The organism is Phyllobacterium chamaecytisi (assembly GCF_020164455.1).
Lineage (GTDB): Bacteria > Pseudomonadota > Alphaproteobacteria > Rhizobiales > Rhizobiaceae > Phyllobacterium > Phyllobacterium chamaecytisi.
On the sequence record NZ_JAIQWW010000002.1, the window covers coordinates 88,256 to 108,708 of the forward strand.

At 58.0% G+C, this 20,453-nt stretch carries 19 protein-coding genes, 1 tRNA gene and 2 pseudogenes; 14 read left to right on the top strand and 8 right to left on the bottom strand.

Going from position 1 to position 20,453, the window contains the following annotated elements:
- Window positions 1-9 precede the first annotated feature (9 nt).
- From fdxH to LB462_RS04195, 9 genes and pseudogenes are all read left to right on the top strand, one after another.
- The gene (gene fdxH, locus LB462_RS04155) at window positions 10-954 is read left to right on the top strand and encodes a formate dehydrogenase subunit beta (protein WP_224506109.1); all 945 of its coding nucleotides are present in this window, start codon (window positions 10-12) and stop codon (window positions 952-954) included.
- Complete coding sequence (locus LB462_RS04160) at window positions 951-1,646, top strand: formate dehydrogenase subunit gamma (protein WP_224506110.1); 696 nt, start codon at window positions 951-953, stop codon at window positions 1,644-1,646. Before fdxH ends, LB462_RS04160 begins: the two co-directional genes overlap by 4 nt.
- Before the next feature lie 52 nt (window positions 1,647-1,698).
- On the top strand, window positions 1,699-2,616 hold the full coding sequence (gene fdhE, locus LB462_RS04165; protein WP_224506111.1) for a formate dehydrogenase accessory protein FdhE: 918 nt from the start codon (window positions 1,699-1,701) through the stop codon (window positions 2,614-2,616).
- An 8-nt stretch (window positions 2,617-2,624) separates the two neighbouring features.
- Window positions 2,625-4,076 carry an L-seryl-tRNA(Sec) selenium transferase gene (gene selA / locus LB462_RS04170; RefSeq protein ID WP_224506112.1) on the top strand — a complete coding sequence of 484 codons (1,452 nt, stop codon included), beginning with the start codon at window positions 2,625-2,627 and terminating at the stop codon, window positions 4,074-4,076.
- Window positions 4,073-5,905 (top strand): annotated as a pseudogene (gene selB, locus LB462_RS04175) (selenocysteine-specific translation elongation factor); the annotation flags it as partial. The gene selA and the pseudogene selB, both read left to right, overlap by 4 nt.
- 126 nt (window positions 5,906-6,031) lie before the next feature.
- A tRNA-Sec gene (locus tag LB462_RS04180) sits at window positions 6,032-6,127 on the top strand.
- A 26-nt stretch (window positions 6,128-6,153) separates the two neighbouring features.
- Window positions 6,154-6,642, top strand: coding sequence for a hypothetical protein (locus LB462_RS04185; RefSeq protein ID WP_224506113.1), 489 nt, complete (start codon window positions 6,154-6,156; stop codon window positions 6,640-6,642).
- Between the two features lie 281 nt (window positions 6,643-6,923).
- Complete coding sequence (locus tag LB462_RS04190; RefSeq protein WP_224506114.1) at window positions 6,924-8,318, top strand: selenium-binding family protein; 1,395 nt, start codon at window positions 6,924-6,926, stop codon at window positions 8,316-8,318.
- Window positions 8,319-8,353: 35 nt separating this feature from the next.
- The gene (locus LB462_RS04195; RefSeq protein WP_224506115.1) at window positions 8,354-8,980 is read left to right on the top strand and encodes a hypothetical protein; all 627 of its coding nucleotides are present in this window, start codon (window positions 8,354-8,356) and stop codon (window positions 8,978-8,980) included.
- 177 nt (window positions 8,981-9,157) lie between these two features.
- Here LB462_RS04195 and LB462_RS04200 read toward each other — a convergent pair whose 3' ends face one another.
- Window positions 9,158-9,856, bottom strand: a complete 699-nt coding sequence (locus tag LB462_RS04200; RefSeq protein WP_224506116.1) for a DUF899 family protein — start codon at window positions 9,854-9,856, stop codon at window positions 9,158-9,160.
- A gap of 510 nt (window positions 9,857-10,366) precedes the next feature.
- Here LB462_RS04200 and LB462_RS04205 point away from each other — a divergent pair.
- Window positions 10,367-11,407 carry a glutamine synthetase beta-grasp domain-containing protein gene (locus LB462_RS04205; protein WP_112531208.1) on the top strand — a complete coding sequence of 347 codons (1,041 nt, stop codon included), beginning with the start codon at window positions 10,367-10,369 and terminating at the stop codon, window positions 11,405-11,407.
- A 47-nt stretch (window positions 11,408-11,454) separates the two neighbouring features.
- Here the strand turns inward: LB462_RS04205 and LB462_RS04210 are convergent, their stop codons facing one another.
- The 3 genes from LB462_RS04210 to LB462_RS04220 all read right to left on the bottom strand — a co-directional run bounded on the left by LB462_RS04210 (window position 11,455) and on the right by LB462_RS04220 (window position 13,248).
- Window positions 11,455-11,814, bottom strand: coding sequence for a DUF2147 domain-containing protein (locus LB462_RS04210; protein ID WP_224506117.1), 360 nt, complete (start codon window positions 11,812-11,814; stop codon window positions 11,455-11,457).
- Between the two features lie 214 nt (window positions 11,815-12,028).
- A complete protein-coding gene (locus LB462_RS04215) occupies window positions 12,029-12,670 on the bottom strand; it encodes an alpha/beta hydrolase family protein (RefSeq protein WP_224506118.1) in 642 nt (213 codons plus the stop codon).
- 77 nt (window positions 12,671-12,747) lie between these two features.
- Entirely contained in the window at window positions 12,748-13,248 is a 501-nt protein-coding gene (locus tag LB462_RS04220; RefSeq protein ID WP_224506119.1) for a hypothetical protein, read from the bottom strand.
- Window positions 13,249-13,445: 197 nt separating this feature from the next.
- Between LB462_RS04220 and LB462_RS04225 the strand changes: the two genes are divergently transcribed.
- A complete protein-coding gene (locus tag LB462_RS04225; RefSeq protein ID WP_224506120.1) occupies window positions 13,446-14,090 on the top strand; it encodes a CDP-alcohol phosphatidyltransferase family protein in 645 nt (214 codons plus the stop codon).
- A 57-nt stretch (window positions 14,091-14,147) separates the two neighbouring features.
- Here the strand turns inward: LB462_RS04225 and LB462_RS04230 are convergent, their stop codons facing one another.
- The 4 genes from LB462_RS04230 to LB462_RS04245 form a co-directional block, all read right to left on the bottom strand.
- Window positions 14,148-15,200 (bottom strand): alpha/beta fold hydrolase, encoded by a 1,053-nt coding sequence (locus tag LB462_RS04230; RefSeq protein WP_224506121.1) that lies wholly within the window; start codon window positions 15,198-15,200, stop codon window positions 14,148-14,150.
- 55 nt (window positions 15,201-15,255) lie between these two features.
- Complete coding sequence (locus LB462_RS04235) at window positions 15,256-15,675, bottom strand: organic hydroperoxide resistance protein (protein ID WP_224506122.1); 420 nt, start codon at window positions 15,673-15,675, stop codon at window positions 15,256-15,258.
- Between the two features lie 169 nt (window positions 15,676-15,844).
- Complete coding sequence (locus LB462_RS04240) at window positions 15,845-17,185, bottom strand: ATP-binding protein (protein WP_224506123.1); 1,341 nt, start codon at window positions 17,183-17,185, stop codon at window positions 15,845-15,847.
- Window positions 17,182-17,922 (bottom strand): response regulator, encoded by a 741-nt coding sequence (locus LB462_RS04245; protein ID WP_224506124.1) that lies wholly within the window; start codon window positions 17,920-17,922, stop codon window positions 17,182-17,184. Before LB462_RS04245 ends, LB462_RS04240 begins: the two co-directional genes overlap by 4 nt.
- Before the next feature lie 238 nt (window positions 17,923-18,160).
- On the opposite strand from LB462_RS04245, the pseudogene LB462_RS04250 reads away from it, so the two are divergent.
- The 3 genes and pseudogenes from LB462_RS04250 to msrA all read left to right on the top strand — a co-directional run.
- Window positions 18,161-19,456, top strand: a pseudogene (locus LB462_RS04250) (cytochrome c biogenesis protein DipZ); the annotation flags it as partial.
- A gap of 69 nt (window positions 19,457-19,525) precedes the next feature.
- Complete coding sequence (locus tag LB462_RS04255; RefSeq protein WP_224506125.1) at window positions 19,526-19,711, top strand: hypothetical protein; 186 nt, start codon at window positions 19,526-19,528, stop codon at window positions 19,709-19,711.
- 62 nt (window positions 19,712-19,773) lie between these two features.
- Complete coding sequence (msrA, locus tag LB462_RS04260) at window positions 19,774-20,283, top strand: peptide-methionine (S)-S-oxide reductase MsrA (RefSeq protein WP_112531137.1); 510 nt, start codon at window positions 19,774-19,776, stop codon at window positions 20,281-20,283.
- The last annotated feature ends 170 nt before the right edge of the window (window positions 20,284-20,453 follow it).

Consider the following 20,453-nt stretch of genomic DNA (forward strand, 5'->3'; position numbering starts at 1 on the left):
GAGGTTACCATGTTCCCGCCTGTCCCAAACCCGACGACCCAGCCTACACCCCCGAAATTCGGCGATCAGGATTTGATCCGCCGGTCGGCGTCAAACGTGACGCCGCCCGCGCAACGGCAGACGGAGGTGGCAAAGCTCATCGATGTCTCCAAGTGCATCGGCTGCAAAGCCTGCCAGTCGGCCTGTATCGAGTGGAACGACACGCACCCGGAAATCGGAATCAACACCGGCGTCTACGATAACCCGCATGATCTGACGCCGGACATGTTTACGCTGATGCGGTTCACCGAGTGGGAAAACCCGGAAACGAACAATCTCGAGTGGCTCATCCGCAAGGATGGTTGCATGCATTGCGAGGATCCGGGCTGCCTCAAGGCTTGCCCGGCGCCGGGTGCGATCGTGCAATATTCGAATGGCATTGTCGATTTCATCCACGAGAACTGTATTGGCTGCGGCTATTGCATCAAGGGATGCCCGTTCAATATTCCGCGCATCTCACAGGTCACTCATACCGCCTACAAATGCACGCTCTGCTCCGACCGCATCGCCGTCGGGCAGGGACCGGCCTGTGCCAAGGCATGTCCGACGCAAGCGATTGTGTTTGGTACCAAGGATGAGATGAAGGAGCACGCGGCAGGACGCATCACCGACTTGAAATCGCGCGGTTTCGCCAATGCGGGACTCTACGATCCGCAGGGCGTTGGTGGCACGCATGTCATGTATGTGTTGCATCATGCGGACAAGCCGGAGATTTATGCCGGCCTGCCGAACAATCCGCGTATCAGCCCGATCGTCGAGGCCTGGAAGGGTGTCACGAAATATGCCGGGCTCGCGGTGATTGGGTTTGCTGCGGCAGCCGGGTTCATGCACTATCTGGTTGCCGGTCCGAACCGGGTTTCCGAAGAGGATGAAGAGGCGGCTGAAAAGCTGACCGGAGAGGAACCTCGCCCATGAGCACGGATTATGACGTGGAGAAGGGCGATAGCGTTCATCCGGGCAAGCCCGTTACCGTCGACCGCTACACGGCGGGTGCGCGCGTCAATCATTGGATCACGGCAATCAGTCTTGTGCTCCTGGCGTTGTCCGGACTTGCCTTGTTCCATCCCCGCCTCTTTTTCCTGACGGGGCTCTTTGGCGGCGGCCCGTTGACGCGGATCATTCATCCGTGGATCGGCGTTCTTCTGTTTTTCAGCTTTTTCGGACTGTTTCTCCGCTTCTGGAAAGCCAATCTCTGGAAGCGTGAGGATGGCACCTGGCTCGCGCGCATTCGGGATGTGCTGACGGGACATGAAGAACGGCTGCCGGAGGTCGGTAAATACAATGCCGGACAGAAATTTGTCTTCTGGTCGATGTCGGCTCTGATCATCGTTCTGATTACAACGGGTTTGATAATCTGGGATCAGTATTTCTCCGTGTTCACCACAATCGAGCAGAAACGATGGGCCGTGCTCGTCCACGCGATTGCGGCTGTTTGTGCGATCAGTGTCTGGATTATCCATGTCTATGCAGCGATCTGGGTGCGCGGTACAATAAGGGCTATGACCCGTGGTTCTGTAACTGGCGGCTGGGCGTGGAGGCATCACCGCAAATGGTTACGTGAGCTGGTCGGCAAAGCGTCAAAAGGCAAATCGACGCCCGCCGAATAACAGGGCGTTCAACATCGGTCCACGTGGCCCGGCGGGTTCGTGAGGGAGTTTTATGAGTCGCAAAAGCGCGGTCGTACCGGATCCAACAGCGATTGGGAATATTGCGTCACCGCCCTTTGCGCGTCTGCCCGATCCCGCTTCGCTTTTTTCCGCCAGATCGAGGCGTCTGCGCCAGTTGGCTGAAACAAGCGATCTGGCACCCTATCTGAATTTTCTTGCCGAACTTGGCCAAGCCCAAAACGATATCCAGTCGGATCTGCCTCTGCCGGAGAGCCCCGATGCGGAAACGATTGCGCGTGCACGCGAGTTCGAAATGCCGCCGCTCGACCGAAGCCTGATCGGGGGCGACCCGGCGATTGGCACTTTATTCGATCGCCTGTTCGCCGCGGCTGCGACAATCGAGAAGCCGGTTGCCGCGGGCAAGGCGCTGGCTCGCGTGACAGCAGCCGATCCTGCCGAACGTCGTGCCATGGCGCAGACCGTATTCTCCAACACATTGCCCGGCGATGCGATTGCCGAGCATGTTTTTGTATGGGCGGGGCTACAGGTATATTTCGCCCGCCTTGCATCCGTTCTTGATGTGGCCGCGCTGGCGCCGGTCGCCGATGGCGTTTGTCCCGTCTGTGGTGGCGCACCGATGTCGTCAATGGTCGTCGGCTGGCCCGGTTCGCACGGCGCACGGTTTTGCTCATGTTCACTGTGCGGCACGCTCTGGCACTATGTCCGGGTCAAATGCGTGCTTTGCGGTTCCACCAAGGGCATCGGTTATCAGGAGATTGACGGACAAGGCGGGATCGTCAAGGCCGAGACCTGCGATGAATGCCATGGCTGGTCGAAGATACTGTATCAGGACAAGGAGCCCGCGGCGGATCCCCTTGCCGATGACGTGGCGAGCCTCGACCTCGATCTCCTCATGCGGGATGGGCCTTACCACCGCGGCGGGTTTTCTCCGCTGTTAGCCGGCTTTTAGGGGGTGAAATGGACAGCAATGCCAGCTTGCGCCGCCTTCCTTCGGTAGATCAGCTTCTGAAGTCGCCAGCCGCCGCTGGCATCATCGAGCGTTTTGGACGTCCGGCCCTCACTGAAGCCTTGCGGAGTGCATTGGCGCAGACACGTGATGACGTGCGCAATGGCAATAATGCTCCCTCCGGGGAAACCATCATGACGGTCGCGCTGGCCAGCCTCGAGGCGGCTGACAAGTCATCGCTCCGGCCACTGTTCAATTTGACGGGTACGGTACTGCACACGAATCTCGGTCGTGCGTTGCTTGCGCAAGCGGCAATCGAGGCTGCAACGGCGGCCATGCGCGAGGCCGTTGCCCTCGAGTTCGATCTCGAGAGTGGCAAGCGCGGCGAACGCGATGATCATCTGCGTTCCCTGATCTGCGAACTCACCGGGGCGGAAGAGGCAACGATCGTCAACAACAATGCGGCGGCTGTGCTTCTGGTCCTGAACAGTCTGGCGGCGGGCAGGGAAGCCATCGTCTCGCGCGGTGAGCTGATCGAAATCGGCGGGGCGTTCCGCATGCCGGATATCATGGCACGCGCCGGTACGCGTCTTATCGAGGTCGGTACCACGAACCGCACCCATGCCCGGGATTATCGCGATGCAATCGGTCCCGATACGGGTCTGATACTGAAAGTCCATACCTCAAACTATCGCGTCGAAGGCTTCACCAAGGAGGTGGGTGCGCGCGAACTGGCTGACATCGCCCGCAGCAAAGACATTCCGCTGGTCAATGACCTCGGTTCCGGTACCCTGACGGATCTCACGCGTTTCGGGCTTGCGCACGAGCCGACCGTGCGTGAAGCGATCGCTGAAGGTGCGGACATTGTGACCTTTTCCGGTGACAAGCTGCTGGGCGGCCCGCAGGCCGGGTTCATCGTCGGACGCAAGTCCCTCATCGAGACGATCAACAAGAACCCGATGAAACGGGCGCTGCGTGTCGACAAAATCCGCCTCGCGGCGCTCTTTGCCACATTGCAGCTCTATCGCGATCCGGATCGCCTGAGCGAGCGCTTGCCCACCATGCGGCTGCTTACCCGTTCGCGGGGCGCCATCGACGCGCAAGCGAAGCGATTGGCGCCCATAGTGCAGCGTGCGCTGAAAGGCGCTTTCACCGTTGCCGTTATTACGTGCGAAAGCCAGATCGGCTCCGGCGCCTTGCCGCTTTCCACCGTGCCGAGCGCTGGCTTGGCGCTGACGCCGGTCAAGAGCAGTGGAAGCATGCTCGCTGAACTCGCAGCTGCACTCAGGCGACTTCCGATGCCAGTCATCGGCCGTATCGAGCGCGGAGCGCTGGTGCTGGACCTGCGCTGTCTTGAGGACGAGGCCGGTTTTGCGGCCAATTTTTCCGGCATCGCAAATTTTGATACGGGCAAGAGGAGTGCAGCGGCGGGGCCGGAAATCGACGAGGTGGGCAAGCCATGATCGTCGGAACCGCCGGGCATATCGATCACGGCAAGACATCGCTGGTCAAGGCGTTGACCAACGTCGACACCGATCGGCTGAAAGAGGAAAAGGCCCGCGGTATTTCGATCGATCTCGGCTTTGCCTATATGCTTGTAGAAGGGGCAGAGATACTTGGCTTTGTCGATGTGCCGGGGCACGAGAAGTTCATCCACACCATGCTTGCCGGGGCCAGCGGCATCGATTTTGCCCTGCTGGTCGTTGCCGCCGATGACGGAGTAATGCCGCAAACACATGAACACCTCGCCATCATCGACCTCCTCGGTATCGAACGCGGTGTCGTTGCTCTTACGAAGGCCGATCTGGTGCAGGAAGAACGGCTCGTCGAGGTGGAAACCGCGATACGAAATGAACTTGCGGCCACGGCGCTTAGCGATGCTCCGATCATTGCCGTTTCAACGATTTCGGGTCAAGGCATCCCGGCGTTGCGCGATGAAATCGTTGATGCCGCCCGGAAGTTCGCCCGCCGCCGGGCAACTGGCCGCTTCCGGCTGGCAGTCGACCGTTCATTCACAATCCAGGGGGCGGGCACCGTTGTAACCGGAACTGTCCTTTCGGGAACGATCGCCGTCGATGATCATGTGACGGTAAGCCCCTCTGGCCTTTCCGCCCGCATCCGTTCAATCCATGCACAGAACCGGCCGAGTGAGGTTGGCCGAGCCGGTGATCGATGTGCTCTCAATCTCGTCGGCGCAGACATCACGAAGGCAGCGATCAATCGTGGCGACGTGGTGCTTGATGCCAGCCTGCATGCGCCGACGAGCCGGATTGACGCGACATTGCGTGTGCTTGGCTCCGAACGCAAGCCGATCGGTCACTGGTTCCCGGTACGGCTGCATCATGCGTCGACCGAGGTCGGCGCTCGCATCGCTTTGCTGGCTGATGAGCCAGTAGCCCCCGGGGCACGCACCCGTGTACAACTTGTGCTCGACCGGCCGATCGCTACAGCGGTTGGCGATCGTTACGTCATCCGCGATACGTCTGCGCGGCGCACGATTGGTGGCGGCCGCTTCCTGGATTTGCGTGGTCCGGCCCGCAAACGCCGTACTCCAGAGCGAAGGGCACAGCTCGATGCACACGAATTGACCGAGCCGGATCGAGTGCTGGAGGCATTGCTTGCAGTGCCGCCATTTTATCTGGACGTTACGACGTTTGCCCGTGACTGGGCCTTGGCGACGGCAGATGTCAGTGCGTTGGCAGGGCTGACAGGCGCGGTGCAGTTGCCTGTTGATGCTTCGGTTGTCGCCATATCGTTTGGGCAGTGGAAGAAATTCCAGCAAGATCTTCTGGACCGGCTCGAAACTTTCCATGCTGACAATCCGGATTTGTTGGGGATCGGCATTGAACGGCTCCGGACGCAGCTTGAGTTGCGCCTGCCCGTGCCTGCGTTCCGTGCAGCCTTGCATAGTCTTGCCCGCGGCGGGGAGATAGCGCTTGATGGAGCTTGGGTGCGGCTTTCCGGGCACGAAGTGACGATGGCCCCGGCTGACGAGCGACTGTGGAATGCGATCGAACCGCTACTCGGCGGAGCCGAACGTTTCCGCCCGCCGCGCGTCCGCGATATTGCCGCGCTGTTTGGCGTGCCGGAGCCGCAGGTGCGCCGGCTGCTGAAGCTGGGCAGCCGCATTGGCAAAGTACATGAGGTGGCGCACGACCATTTCTTCCTGCGAGGCACGGTTGCAGAAATGGTTGCCATTATTGTTGAGATCAGCACAGCCTCCGATGAGGGCTGGTTTGCCGCCGCGCAATTTCGCGACCGGGTCGAAAACGGCCGCAAGGTCGCAATCCAGATCCTTGATTTCTTCGATCATCACAGCATCACATTGCGCCGTGGCGACCTGCGCCGGGTTAACCGGAACCGTCTGGATCTCTTCGCGGATATGGCAGATGGCGCGACCGGCGAAAATACTGTTTCTGGAGGAGAATCGTCCCCGGTGGGGCGTCCGGACTTCAAATCCGGGAGGGGCCGAGAGACGGTCTTTGGTGGGTTCGACTCCCACTCTCTTCCGCCATCGCCCGGCCACTCGGGAAGCTCCCGATGACGACGGTAACCACCTATCTCGAGCGGTTGCAGCAAGCAGCCGACAGGGCGCAATCGGCCGAGACCGCCTGTCGGCGGGAGGCGGCAACCCGCATAGCGGTACTCGAGCGCGAACGTGCTTTCGCCTTTCGCCGGATGAATCTGATGCGGTCGGTCGCCGACGCGGCAAAGCCACAAATGGAGGACGATAGCGATCCGGCCGAGCGGAGCGGTGAGGAAATCGCCGTCGCGCGTGCCCTTGCGCTGTTGCGGGTCAGGCTTGGCTGGTCGTCGGATAGTGAAACCCGGGATGCAACCCTTGCGCATTTCGCATCTGTGGTCATTGCACTTTACCGGGCTTCAGGCGGCGCGGAGATGCCTGACGAAACGTCAGGTATCGATGATGCGCTTGGACGCTTCGAGGCCTGGTATGAGGAGGCTCACGGCGCTTCGTTCTGGATGCTTTTTGATAATCCGATGCAAGATACGCCGCGCGTCGACTTCTGAGACCCCGCTCGTAAACTCTACTGCGACGGACATCTGACGCGATTTTCTGCGCTTCCGGTGCTCACGTACTTTATGTACGCTGCGCGCCGGTTCTCGAAAACCACGCCATATGTCTCGCCGCAGCGACTTTCCAAACGGGCTCTGAGACAACCAGTCAGAACTGCGTCTGTCATCAAATGACTTGATTGGACAGCGCTTCTTCCAGGTGCGAAGATCGCCCGTCACATTCATTTTAGGAACCACTGCGCAAGACTTCGTGTTGATCAAGAGGAAGTTCCATCATGGCAACCTGGCAACCCGATCCCTCATTCTATCCCTCGCCGAGAATGGCCGCCAAGGCGCCGGCAGAAAAGCTGGCCTATGTGGCTGCCTTCGATCCGGATCGCAAGAAACCCGATGCAATCGCCGTCGTCGATGTTGATCCGAAATCGCCTTCCTATTCCCGTATCGTCGGCCAGGTCGACATGCCGAATGCGGGAGACGAACTGCACCATTTTGGCTGGAATGCGTGCTCGTCCTGCCTTTGCCCCAATGCGCCGCACCCTCACATGGAAAGGCGTTATCTCGTCGTGCCGGGCCTGCGATCGTCGAGGCTGCACATCATCGATACGAAGCCAGATCCCCGAAATCCGATGATCGTCAAGGTTATCGAGCCCGAAGAAATTGCCGAAAAGGCAGGGTACTCCCGGTTGCATACCATTCACTGCGGACCCGAGGGGATTTATGTCAATGCGCTTGGAAACGCCGAGGGCAAGGCGCCCGGTGGCATATTCCTGCTCGATCCCGAAAGTTTCAATGTGCTTGGCCAATGGGAGATGGATCGCGGGCCGCAAAAGCTCGCCTATGATTTCTGGTGGCACCTCGGCCACGACACGATGATCACAAGTGAATGGGGAACGCCCGATACATTCGAGGACGGGCTCGTCCCGGAGATTCTGCTCGGCAGCAAATATGGACGCAGACTGCACTTCTGGGACCTCCACAAGCGTAAGCATCTGCAGGAGATCGATTTCGGCGACGAGCACCAGCTGGTGTTTGAACTCCGCCCGGCGCATGATCCCACCAAGGCCTATGGTTTCGTTGGCTGCGTCATCAGTCTGAAGGACCTCTCGGCGTCGATCTGGACGTGGTACCGCGATGGCAACAAGTGGGCCGTCAAAAAGATCATCGAAATTCCTGCCGAGCCTGCCGATGCCTCACTGCTGCCGCCTGTGCTGCAAGGCTTCCAGGCGGTTGCCCCACTCGTCACCGATATCGATCTGTCGATGGATGACCGGTTCCTTTATGTTTCATGCTGGGGTACGGGCGATATGATTCAATATGACGTATCGGATCCTTTCCATCCGAAAGAAACCGGCCGGGTCAGGATCGGCGGTATCGTTTCCCGGGCTACCCACCCGAAAGCCAACAATCGCGCGCTCAATGGCGGGCCACAAATGGTTGAAATCAGCCGGGACGGAAAGCGCGTCTATTTCACCAACTCGCTCTATGGCGCCATCGATCCGCAGTTCTATCCGGACGGCATCGATGGCTGGATGGTGAAGCTTGACGTCGGGGAGAACGGCGGGATCACATTCGACGAGAATTTCTTCGTTGACTGGCCGAAAGGTCATCGCCCGCATCAGGTGCGGCTGGAAGGAGGCGACTGCTCATCGGACTCGTATTGCTATCCTTGATGAGGCCAGCATCCGCAAAGCGAATGGCCGCGTAAATGACATCCGTGTCACCTTGGCTGGTGCTTGCTGGCCTTGGCGTTTTTCACGGTCTCAATCCCGCAATGGGCTGGCTCTTTGCCGTGGCGCTCGGTCTGCACAGAAGGAGCCGCAAAACAGTTTTCCTGTCGGTATTTCCTATCGCCATAGGGCACGCGATTTCAATCGCTGTCGTTGCATTTTTGGCCGTGTTGCTCGGCCTCATCATCGATCAACGCGTTCTCGAAATCATCGCGGGCGGGGTGTTGCTCGCATGGGCTGTCTACTACGCCACATATGGCCATCGCCACCGTGTCAGGGTCGGCATGACCACCGGAATGACAGGGCTTGGGTTGTGGTCATTCCTGATGGCAACCGCGCATGGGGCAGGCCTCATGCTGGTGCCGGTTGTCATCCCGCTTTGCCTCTCGGCCAGCCCCGCCAAAGAGCTGACAGCGGCGGGTTCATTGCCGATAGCCCTGGCAGCTATCGGCACGCACATGGCAGCGATGCTGGTGGTGATCCTGCTGGTCGCAATCGCTGTTTACGATTGGTTTGGCCTCGCATTCTTGCGCCGCGGATGGATCAACTTTGATGCCATCTGGATCGCGGCGCTTGCGATCACGGGTGTTGTCCTGATTGTTTGAGGGCTATTGGTTTTCACACTCTGACGGTCTGAAAACGGTGTTTTTCTGCGCTTCCGGTGCTCACGTACCTTAAAGTACGTTCCGCTCCGGTGCTCGAAAACCACCATTTTCGTCGCGTCACAGCGCGAATCTCAACAGCCCCCATAGGAAGCGTTGTTTATCCAGAACCAGCTCTGTTCAATACTCGAGCTTCGGATACCAATCCTTGCCACGACCTTCGGGCGTTGCATCGAAAATGGTCCACAGTGGCATAGGGTCCGGTGCGCCGCGCGGGTCCTGCCCGGGATCGGCGGTCGCTACGCCCATTTCCTCGCTCCAGAAGTGGCGAATTGTGCCGTCGCGACGGGTGAAGACGTTGAATGCGGCTCTATCTTCGTCCTCGGAGCTTACATAGTCGCGAGTATAATCGCCGCTCATGTCGGAATAGAGTTTGAGGCCGTGCCAGCCACGTTCCTTTTTGAAAGCGGCAAGCCGCTCGATCGGCGAGCGCGCGATCACCGCCAAGGCTATGCGCTGTTCGACATCACGAGCCTCGCCGTCCCAGGCGCTGAGCTGCGAGGTGCACATCGGGCACGGGCGCTTGCGCTGCGGCCCGAACATGTAACTATAAGCCACGAGTGTCTGCTTGCCATTGAACAGATCGGCGAAACTCACAGGGCCGTGCTCGCTTTCAAATCGATAGTTCCTGGCGACTTCGCCGCCAGGTGGCAACGCCCGGCGTTGCTCGGCAACACGCTCGATATGGCGCCTCAATTCGATCTCTTCGGCCAACAGCGCATTGCGCGCCTGCCGGTATTCATTGTTTTCGTTCGGAAAGTGCGCCTCGCTCAGCTTCACGAGCTCCGCTGCGGGTGTCAGTGGATGGGTGGTGTTCATGATCGATCCTTTGGGTGGTTGTGTATTCGATCCGGCGGCCCAGTCGCAGGGATGAGCCTGCCATAGCGAAGTCTATGGCATTATAACGTTGATATCAACGTATCATATTGTTAGATGTTCCGCCTCGACTGCCAATTCGGCTCCCGCGTGCTCTCGCTAAGGGCAAATTCGATTTTGCGATGCTCAAATTAAAATCACTTTGATGCTTTTTAATGCGCTTCGTTCCACCCTGCGCCGAAATCAGAGGCGCTTTTTCCGAACTCGCTGTCGTTTCACTGGCTAACGTCGCGATCAGTCGCAAGAAGGGAGGATATCTGCGTCTGCCCCGCCTGTCATGAATCGTTCTTATTTCGACCATTGGCCCTCTGGGCGCTGCAACTTTTGAAGAAATTCGAGACGGCCAGACCAATTGGCATGGAACATGCTTCTTGTTCTCATGGTGCAAGCTGGCGTTACTCGATCATCGGAATATCCTGGATCGCTACGCCTTCAGACAAGGAAGGTAAAAAAATGACAAAATACAAGCTCGAGTATATTTGGCTGGATGGATACACCCCGGTGCCGAATCTTCGCGGCAAGACGCAGGTCAAGGAGTTCGACAGTTTTCCTGCACTTGAGGATTTGCCGATGTGGGGATTCGACGGCAGCTCCACGATGCAAGCGGAAGGCAGAAGCTCGGATTGCGTGTTGAAGCCAGTGGCCATCTATCCTGATAGCGAGCGCAAGAACGGTGCTCTTGTCATGTGCGAAGTCATGATGCCGGATGGCGTTACGCCGCACCCTTCGAACAAGCGCGCATCGATCCTCGATGACGAGAATGCTTGGTTCGGATTTGAACAGGAATATTTCTTCTATAAGAATGGCCGTCCACTCGGCTTCCCGGAAGCCGGATATCCAGCACCACAGGGGCCATATTACACGGGCGTTGGCTATAGCAGCGTCGGCGATATCGCCCGCAAGATCGTCGAAGAACATCTCGATGTTTGCCTGGCAGCGGGCCTCAACCACGAAGGCATCAACGCCGAAGTGGCCAAAGGCCAGTGGGAGTTCCAGATATTCGGAAAGGGTTCCAGAAAGGCTGCCGACGAGATCTGGCTGGCGCGCTATCTATTGCAGCGTTTGACCGAAAAGTATGGCATTGACGTTGAATACCATTGCAAGCCGCTCGGCGATACCGATTGGAATGGTTCGGGCATGCACGCCAATTTCTCCACGCAATATATGCGGGAAATCGGCGGCAAAGAGTATTTCGAGCAGTTGATGAGTGCCTTCCAAAGTGCGACGGCCGATCATATCGCCGTCTATGGCCCCGACAATCATCTGCGCCTGACTGGCAAGCACGAAACGCAGTCCATTCATACGTTCAGCTACGGCGTGGCTGATCGCGGCGCATCCATCCGGGTACCGCATAGCTTTGTAAACAATGGTTACCGTGGATATCTCGAGGACCGCCGCCCGAACTCACAGGGCGACCCCTATCAGATAGCGTCTCAAATCCTCAAGACCATCGCATCCGTTCCTCTCGAAAGCGACATCTCGGTCGCTGCCTAAAGGACGCAAAGGGCGGCAAAGATCACTGATCTTTGCCGCACTGTCACCTATTCGCGCTGCCAGGTCTGGGTTTTGCATAGAAGGCCGCCTAGGACGCAACCGGAGAGTTGAACGCTCGCTTCGGAAAATTTTGCCTTGCCCGCATAGGTCTTGCCGCTCTCGGTATCGTAAAGAGAGCCCGTATATGCTCCAGACCCGGTTGACTTAAGGGTGACAGCCTGAAGACCCACCACCGGACGGTCATGTTTGGAAGCATCGGGATTGTTGACGTCGTTGACCGGATTTTTCATCCATATGATCGTGCCGCAAACGCCGGCATCACACTCGCTTAACCGGACTTTCGTGCCGCCAGACTCGTTGACATAGGTTCCAACAATTGGTTCCTGCGCCATTACGGCAGTCGTCATGCTGCCTGCTAGAACGAGAGAGAGAATAGCTTTCTGAATACCGAACAAATCGTGGCTCCGTGTTAAATTATGGTGGAAAATCGATGCGCTCTTTGCGCGGATGGCTATAGTTTGTGGCAGTTGTTACAGCAGAAATTGGACAGGAATAGGGACAAAGCAAGTTTCGTGACTAATGATCAAGGGTGAATCTGGAGCGCCGGTATGGCAAGCGCCATCACAGCGTCAGGCGGCCCGTCCACTCCGTGACCGCCGTGGCCAGAGTCTTCAAATGATCGGCGGGCGTGAAGCCGGATACGCTCTTGCGAGGCTTGAGATCGTGGTCGCCGTCCTCCAGCCAGAGAAGTTCGATCTTGTGTGAGAGAGAATAATCCTGAACCTCCTCTCGCGTGCCGAACTCGTCGCGTGTGCCCTGGCAGATCAACGCAGGCGTCATCAACCCGGCGAGATGCTTCGTTCGAAGTTGGTCCGGCTTGCCCGGCGGATGAAACGGATAGCCGAGGCAAACGAGACCCGCGACTTTCCCGGTAGAATGGAGATCGTCAGCGATCATGCTGGCGACCCGTCCACCCATCGACTTGCCACCAATGATCAGCGGACCTGTCGCGCCGAGTTCAGAGACAGCCGCGATGTATTCCGGGTTGAGTTTTTCAGCGCGAGGCGGAGGCTTTCGCACGCCTGATGTACGACGAGACGCCATATAGCCGAACTCGAAACGCGCAACGCGAAAGCCCGCCGCGGCAAGAGCCTTGGCTGTGGCTTCCATCGAGGCTGAATCCATCGGTGCTCCTGCACCGTGCGCAAGAAGGATGGTGACCGGCGCATCCTCCGGTCCGTCGAACAGAAATTTATCGTGCATTTCAGCCTGCCGTTTTTGACCCGCGACTATTGTGACACGGTACGCTGCAGTGGTGGAATGGAGAATCTTTCGCTCGGCTAATTGCGCACGAGATTTATTTCACTGGTGACAACGGACGTACGGGATCGAGGATCCATGTCGGTTGTTGTCAGCACCATGCCGTTATTGCCGACTTTCCGCATGGTTATCTGTGCTTTGCGGTCGCCATTGACATTTTTGGCCCAGAGAATGCCGAGGTTAATGGCGTTTCCGCGCCGCGTTCCAGAAAGGCGAGCTATGCCGGTAGCTGATCCAGTATAGGAGCCGGTGTATCTGCCGCCACTCGATGTCAAGTTGACCGCAACAGCGCGGGACATGACCATCAAGCCGGTGCAACTACCCTCCAGAGCCAGTGATGAAGGTGTGGTCGACGAGTCGAAGGTACATGAAACCGTCATGGACGGGACGTTCGTGCGTATGCGCACCGCGCCATTGCCCGCCCACTTGCCTTCGAGGGATTGGAGAAACGCCGCTTCGTCGGCACGTGCAGCTTCCGCCAATGTAAAAGCCAAAATCAGTCCCGCTAGAATCTGTATCATGGCGGCATCTTTCAAAGCTTGAGCAAAGCCAAGGTTCAACGCGCATCTCAAGGGGTGGTTCCGCTTAGGAAAACGGCCCACATCCGGATACTGTACAACTGGCAACGCATTGGCGCAGTAAAAATACGAGCATCCACTTTCAATTTCGATTGCGGAAGGGCAATCTCGGCGGGGTGGTCGCCAGGTGGGGGAAGTGAATGAGTAAACTGCATGAGGAAGTCGCGCGCCGCCCTATTTCCAGCCGATCGTCTCCCTGGGCCATCAGGCTCAGCAAGTACCTGGCGCAAGCGGGCGTCACTGCCAACAGTATTTCACTGCTGTCGATTGTGTTTGCTGTCGTCGGGGGCGCGCTCATCGCGTTTACGGTTCATCCGATCGCTTGGCTTTGCGCGGCTGCCTGCGTGCAAATGAGACTGATCTGCAACCTTCTCGACGGAATGGTCGCGATCGAAGGCGGCAAGAAAACACCGAGCGGGCCTCTCTACAACGAATTTCCCGACCGGATCTGCGATACGCTGTTTCTTGTTCCGGTTGGATATGCCGTGGGCTACCCTTGGCTTGGCTGGCTATGCGCGCTGCTCGCCGCCCTGACCGCCTATATCAGGGTTTTCGGTGGATCGCTGGGATTGGCTCAGGATTTCAGCGGCATCATGGCGAAACAGCGTCGCATGGCAGTGCTCACCGCGGGTCTCCTTGTCCAGTGCGTCGAAACGTGGCTCTTCGGGAGCCACTGGTCACTGCTTGTGGCATTGGCCATCATAACGATCGGCAGCCTCGTGACCTGCGTCACACGAACAGTCAGCATTTCCCGCGGATTAGCAGGCCGTTCTGACCCCGAGTGACTTGGTGTCATGGTGAAAGTACTGCGGACCCGCGTCTCTGCGAGTCCGCAGTAGCTCCTAAAAGGTATCGACGTCGAGGACGGCTTGAGCGAAGTCGCGCGGTGCTTCCTGTGGCAGATTGTGGCCAATACCGCCGCTGCTTGTCCGGTGCTCGTATTTCCCTGAAAACTTGTTGCGATAAGACGCGGGATCCGGGTGCGGCGCGCCATTGGCATCACCTTCAAGCGTTATCGTCGGAACCGCAATCACCGGAAATGTTGCCAGCCGTTTTTCCAGATCGTCATATTGTGGCTCGCCTTCCACGAGGCTCAAGCGCCAGCGATAGTTATGAACGACGATCGCGACATGATCCGGGTTGTTGAACGCTTCGGCCGACCGGTCAAAGGTTGCGTCGTCGAAGTTCCATTTCGGCGATGCGAGTTGCCAGATGAGCTTGGAGAAATCGTGCCGGTTGCTATCGTAGCCTTGGCGTCCGCGTTCGGTTGCAAAGTAGTACTGATACCACCAGGCGAGCTCGGCCTTCGGTGGCAATGGTTTCTTGTTCGCCTCCTGGCTGCCGATCAGATAGCCGCTTACCGAGACCAGAGCTTTGCAGCGCTCTGGCCATAGGGCCGCAATAACGTTGGCCGTGCGCGCACCCCAGTCAAAGCCGGCAATGATTGCCTTTTGTATCTTCAGCGCATCCATGAAAGCGATGATGTCGACAGCGACAACGGCCTGCTGGCCATTTCGCACGGTATCGCCCGAAAGGAACTGCGTGGTGCCGTAGCCGCGCAGATAAGGCATGATCACGCGGTAGCCTGCGCCGGCAAGCAGGGGAGCGACGTCGGCGAAGCTATAGATATCATACGGCCATCCGTGCAGAAGAATAACCGGGTAGCCATCGGCAGGGCCAGCTTCGGCATATCCGACATTGAGGGCGCCGGCGTCGATCTGCTTGATTGGACCCAGGGAGATATTCGTCCCCGGCTTGATGGTGGGCAGCGCCGCCGATTTCGTCGTGCCCGTCTGCGCGTTCGCCCTGGCGGACTGGAGGAGTGTTGCGGCGGCAAAAGTCGCGGCCGCTATGCCGAGAAGCCCTCGGCGGCGATGGTTGATTTCTTGCGACATTTTTATCGTATCCATTGCTGAAGTTGATTCAGACTGATGCTAGCAGGCCTGTGCTCTAGACGACGTTGAGCACTACATCGACGTTGCCACGTGTGGCTTTGGAGTACGGGCATGTCTGATGTGCACCGTCGACTATCGCTTGCGCAACGTCGCGCTCCAGGCCCGGCAGGCTGACGTTGAGGCGCGCCTGAAGGAAATAGGCGCCATCGACGTTGCACAAATCCACTTCGGCATCGACGGCCGTGTCTGCCGGCAGGGGCACCTTCATCTTGCGTGCTGCAAGGCCCATGGCGCCGATGAAGCATGCCGACCAGCCGGCAGCAAACATCTGTTCCGGATTGGTGCCACTGCCTGCGGTACCGGGCGTGGAGAATTTGACGTCGAGATGGCCATCATCACTTTTGCCCGAGCCACCATCCCGACCGCCGGTGGTGTGGGTTTTGGCTGTGTAGAGCACTTTTTCGACTTGGGTCATTGTATTGGTCCTTTGAACGGTTGATTTGCTTCAAGCAATGACTGCAGCCAGTCATTGCCCGGATAAGGCGCTAGAGACGTATCCCGCATGTGTCAGGGTTGGCGGGAATTGAAACGAATTGTGTAAGGAAGCGACGCTGGTACATTGAGATACAATGTGCGGTTTGCCTCTAGTGCGGCTTGAATGTCTGAGGCAATGTTATCTCGGCGGAAAGACCTCCACCGGGTCTGTTTGCCAGGTGAAGCGTCCCGTCAATGGCGAGCGTCAGTTCCTGCGTGATTGCCAATCCCAGCCCTGTGCCGCCGGTTCCTCTATTCCGGGACTGTTCCAGCCTGAAAAATGGCTGGAGGACTGCCTTGAGCTGGTCTTCCGGAATACCCGGGCCACGATCGAGCACTTTTACGATGACTGTCCCCTGAGGGTCTTTCTCAAGAGAAACTTCGGCGATTCCGCCGAATTTCAGGGCATTGTCGATCAGGTTGGTGAAGATGCGGCGCAGGGCGTGCGGCCGGGTGACGATCGCAGTTTCGATCTTTCCGCTCAGTGTCACAGCCTTGCCGGTATCCTGATAGTCATAGACGAGGCTTTCCATGAAAGAGTCCATGTCCAGACGGGAGGCTTTTTCTGTACTTCCATGCGCGCTGCGCGCATAGGCAACGCCTTCGTGGACCAAGCGCTCGATCTCCGCGAGATCCTGAACGAGCTTGTCCTTTTCAATGGACTCTTCGGCAAACTCCGCACGAAGTTTCATGCGTGTTATCGGCGTTTGAAGATCGTGCGAGATTGCTGCAAGGATTTGTACGCGCTCTTCAAGATAATGCGCGATACGATCTCGCATGGCGTTGAATGCTGTCGCGGCATAGGCGACCTCGCTCGGTCCCGTCTCGCTCAACCGCGGCGTTTTCTTGTTCGGATCGAGCGCGTCAGCTGCATTTGCAAGATTTACGAGAGGGCGGATCGCCAGCCGAACGGCAAGCCATGCGCAAAGAATGAGGAGAAGCAGCTGCGCGAAGAGAACATATGGCAGCCACTGCGCCAGCGGCATGATGGGTGCCGGGTTCACATCGATTGTCAGCGGATTTCCATCGCTCAAGGTCAGATGAGCTTGCAGGCGTTTGCCATCGCCCGGGATGGACTGAAATCTTATCGGGAAACGCGGATCGACGGCTTGCCTGATCTTCGCCGCGATACCGGCGCCCTGGTCGGTCAGGGTGTCGATGCCGGGAAGTCCGGCGCCCAACTCAAATCGATAGGTTCCCCGGTCGAGGCGCTGAAGCCAATCGGCTCGCTCGGACGCCGGCAAGCGATCGAAAATCGCGACCGACGTCGCGACATCGTTCTCGAGTGTGTTGAGCATCACAGCCTTGGCGGCCATATAACGTTCGATAAACTGGACACTGAAGGTGAGCCCTTGCGCGAGCAGCAAACCAGCAAGCAAGATAAGGAAAAGCCTCGATCCCAGAGTGCGTGGCCATAACCGCAACGGCCGAAGTGCGGCACCGATGCTCATTGGCGAAGCTCGGAAATCTCGACAGGCATTGCCAGGACGTAGCCCTCGCTGCGAACGGTTTTGATGTAGGCGGGTTCGCGCGCATCATCACCAAGGCGCTGGCGAAGCCGGCTTACCAGAAGGTCGATAGACCTGTCGAACAATTCAGCCTCGCGGCCCTGCGTGAGGTTCAGCAGTTGATCCCGATTAAGCACGCGCTGCGGATGATCGACGAACACGCGAAGCAGGCGGTATTCGGCACCGCTAAGTGCTATAGCCGTTCCCTCGCGGTCGAGCAGATGCCGGCCGGTAGTGTCGAGTTGCCAATCACCAAAGGTCAGAAGCTGGCCGACCTCGGTTATCTGGAGATTGGGCGGAAGCATGCGCGTGCGGCGCAGAACCGCCTTGATGCGCGCCAGCAATTCCCGCGCGGCAAAGGGTTTTGCGAGATAGTCATCTGCGCCCATTTCCAGGCCAACGATGCGGTCGGTTTCGTCTGTCCGGGCCGTCAGCATCAGAATTGGTGTTGCCTTGTGCTTGCCGGCGCGAAGTTCGCGGCACAGGACCAGACCATCATCGCCGGGCATCATGATATCGAGGACGATGAGATCGACGGAGTCTGTCTCAAGAAATGACCGCATATGCCGTCCGTCTGCCGCCACCGTGACGCGTAGGCCATTTTTCTTGAGGTAACCCGAAACAAGTTCCCTTATTTCGCGATCGTCATCGACGATCAGAATGTGGTCGATGTGATCCATCGCAGAGTGCCTTCCATCTATTGGTCGCACTACATTAGCAGGCATTTTTCGCGGGCGGGCGAGGGCCTTTCGGAAAAATTGTAAGCCAATGTATCCGCGTTGCGCCTGGATACATTGGCCCACAATTTTGGCTGGTTGAGACACATGCGCGATACGTCGCAGGCGCCTTGTGCCCGACAACGGCTGAACCTCGGCCGCTGCGCTCCAACGCTCCTTCAACTACCCAAAGGATATGATGATGACCCTTCCGGTTATTGCTTACCTTGCAGGTGTGCTGACGATCCTCAGTCCATGCATCCTGCCTGTCCTGCCATTCGCTTTCGCGCGTGCCGAACAGCCATTCGTCAAAAGCACGCTGCCGATGCTCGCAGGCATGGCGATCACTTTCGCTCTCGTCGCAACACTGGCGGCAGTCGGCGGCAGTTGGGCGGTTCACGCCAATGAATATGGCCGCTACGCTGCAATCGGGCTGCTTGCGATCTTCGGCTTGACGCTTGTCTCGCCGCAGCTTGCAACAATCCTGACACGGCCCGTTGTTGCGTTTGCCAACAGGCTGTTGAACGCGACGGGTGGACCACGCTCGGTGCCGACGGCCGGTGGTTCGCTGGTTCTCGGTGTTGCAACGGGTCTGCTATGGGCGCCCTGTGCAGGCCCAATCCTCGGGCTGGTTCTGACGGGTGCCGCCCTTGAGGGTGCCAACGTTCAGACAACCTTGCTTCTGCTTGCCTATTCGGCGGGTGCAGCAACTTCGCTGGGCTTGGCACTGCTCATCGGTGGCCGCGTGTTCACGGCGATGAAGCAATCGCTTGGAGCGGGTGAGTGGGTGCGCCGCGGCTTGGGCATTGCGGTACTTGCAGGTGTCGTCGCCATTGGCCTTGGTGCCGATACAGGTTTGCTTGCGCGGCTTTCAACAGTCGGAACGAGCAAGATAGAACAGGCACTTCTAGACGGATTACATACTGAGAAGCCGGCATCAACTTCTGCAGCGAGCACAACCGAGGGTGCTCAGCTTGCACTCAACGCCAGCGAAGTATTCCGCAGCGATCTGCCGGTTGAGGGCCAGTTTCCTTCACTCGATGGAGCTGTCGAGTGGCTGAATTCGCCGCCGCTCACGACAGAGCAGCTTCGCGGCAAGGTGGTGCTGGTCGATTTCTGGACGTTCGCTTGTATCAACTGCATTCACACCGTTCCCTATGTTCGGGCTTGGGCTGAGAAGTACAAGTATCAGGGCTTGGTGGTGATTGGCGTGCACGCGCCGGAATTCGCCTTCGAACGCAAGATCGAAAACGTCAAAAAGGCCATAGACGAATTCAAGATCGGCTATCCGGTTGCGATCGACAACAATTTTGCCATCTGGAAAGCGTTCGACAACAGCTATTGGCCAGCCCACTACTTCATCGATGCCAAGGGCCAGATCAGGTACCACCATTTCGGTGAAGGCGACTACGAGGAGTCCGAGAAGGTCATTCAGGATCTTCTGGCCGAGGCGAAAGGCCAACAGGCGGCCCGGACTGCTCCAGCTCCGATTGCAAAGCAGGGCTGACCGTAGATGGAAATGCCTCGGGCGCCAGGCCCGAGGCCAAAACCTTTAAGGAGACATATCATGCGATTTGCCATTTTATCCCTGATCGGCATGGCAGTGCTGATTTCGCCATGCGTTTACGATACCGATCCCCGGGAACCGTCACCTCTGGCCGCGTTGATTGCGCAGGGCGGTCCCCAACGCGCGGGAGCCGGGATTGAATTCTCGAGCCGCAATCCCGACATCTCTACCGAAACAATGCAGTGACAGAGTGTGCCCCAAAGGCATAAAGTGCTGCAAATTCCATCACAATGAATGGAGGACATCCAATGACAAAAGAACGGGCAGTGCTGGCCGGCGGTTGTTTCTGGGGGATGCAAGACCTCTTCCGGCGCTACGACGGCGTGATATCGACGCGAGTCGGCTACTCCGGCGGCGACGTGCCGAATGCGACCTACCGCAACCATGGAACCCATGCGGAGGCGATCGAGATCGTCTTCGATCCCGACCGGATCAGCTACCGGCAAATTCTCGAGTTCTTCTTTCAGATCCACGATCCAAGCACGCGTAACCGCCAAGGCAACGACGTTGGACTGAGCTATCGTTCGGCGATCTTCTATACGTCCGAAGAGCAGGAGCGGATTGCAAAAGACACCATTGAGGATGTCGACGCTTCCGGCTTGTGGCCTGCCAAGGTGGTGACTGAAGTTGCGCCTGCCGGAGATTTCTGGGAAGCCGAGCCCGAGCATCAGGATTATCTCGAGCGCATTCCGAACGGCTATACGTGCCACTTCATCCGGCCTGGCTGGAAACTCCCGGTTCGAGAGAAGATAGCCTGAACCATTGCGACCAACAAACAAAGGCCGATGTTCGCATCGGCCTTTGTTTTTGCCCATGCATCGACGCTTCGACGACGAAATTAAATATTGACGAAATTAGTCATGTTTTATAACTGACACGGCACGAGACTGTATGCGCCAGACCTGCACCGAAATCCCATAGCGATGGA

Excerpts from the sequence above, each read along its gene's own strand:
- fdxH (WP_224506109.1), top strand. The coding sequence starts at position 10 with ATGTTCCCGCCTGTCCCAAACCCGACGACCCAGCCTACACCCCCGAAA.
- LB462_RS04160 (WP_224506110.1), top strand. The coding sequence starts at position 951 with ATGAGCACGGATTATGACGTGGAGAAGGGCGATAGCGTTCATCCGGGC.
- fdhE (WP_224506111.1), top strand. The coding sequence starts at position 1,699 with ATGAGTCGCAAAAGCGCGGTCGTACCGGATCCAACAGCGATTGGGAAT.
- selA (WP_224506112.1), top strand. The coding sequence starts at position 2,625 with ATGGACAGCAATGCCAGCTTGCGCCGCCTTCCTTCGGTAGATCAGCTT.
- LB462_RS04185 (WP_224506113.1), top strand. The coding sequence starts at position 6,154 with ATGACGACGGTAACCACCTATCTCGAGCGGTTGCAGCAAGCAGCCGAC.
- LB462_RS04190 (WP_224506114.1), top strand. The coding sequence starts at position 6,924 with ATGGCAACCTGGCAACCCGATCCCTCATTCTATCCCTCGCCGAGAATG.
- LB462_RS04195 (WP_224506115.1), top strand. The coding sequence starts at position 8,354 with ATGACATCCGTGTCACCTTGGCTGGTGCTTGCTGGCCTTGGCGTTTTT.
- LB462_RS04200 (WP_224506116.1), bottom strand. The coding sequence starts at position 9,856 with ATGAACACCACCCATCCACTGACACCCGCAGCGGAGCTCGTGAAGCTG.
- LB462_RS04205 (WP_112531208.1), top strand. The coding sequence starts at position 10,367 with ATGACAAAATACAAGCTCGAGTATATTTGGCTGGATGGATACACCCCG.
- LB462_RS04210 (WP_224506117.1), bottom strand. The coding sequence starts at position 11,814 with ATGACGACTGCCGTAATGGCGCAGGAACCAATTGTTGGAACCTATGTC.
- LB462_RS04215 (WP_224506118.1), bottom strand. The coding sequence starts at position 12,670 with ATGCACGATAAATTTCTGTTCGACGGACCGGAGGATGCGCCGGTCACC.
- LB462_RS04220 (WP_224506119.1), bottom strand. The coding sequence starts at position 13,248 with ATGATACAGATTCTAGCGGGACTGATTTTGGCTTTTACATTGGCGGAA.
- LB462_RS04225 (WP_224506120.1), top strand. The coding sequence starts at position 13,446 with ATGAGTAAACTGCATGAGGAAGTCGCGCGCCGCCCTATTTCCAGCCGA.
- LB462_RS04230 (WP_224506121.1), bottom strand. The coding sequence starts at position 15,200 with ATGTCGCAAGAAATCAACCATCGCCGCCGAGGGCTTCTCGGCATAGCG.
- LB462_RS04235 (WP_224506122.1), bottom strand. The coding sequence starts at position 15,675 with ATGACCCAAGTCGAAAAAGTGCTCTACACAGCCAAAACCCACACCACC.
- LB462_RS04240 (WP_224506123.1), bottom strand. The coding sequence starts at position 17,185 with ATGAGCATCGGTGCCGCACTTCGGCCGTTGCGGTTATGGCCACGCACT.
- LB462_RS04245 (WP_224506124.1), bottom strand. The coding sequence starts at position 17,922 with ATGGATCACATCGACCACATTCTGATCGTCGATGACGATCGCGAAATA.
- LB462_RS04255 (WP_224506125.1), top strand. The coding sequence starts at position 19,526 with ATGCGATTTGCCATTTTATCCCTGATCGGCATGGCAGTGCTGATTTCG.
- msrA (WP_112531137.1), top strand. The coding sequence starts at position 19,774 with ATGACAAAAGAACGGGCAGTGCTGGCCGGCGGTTGTTTCTGGGGGATG.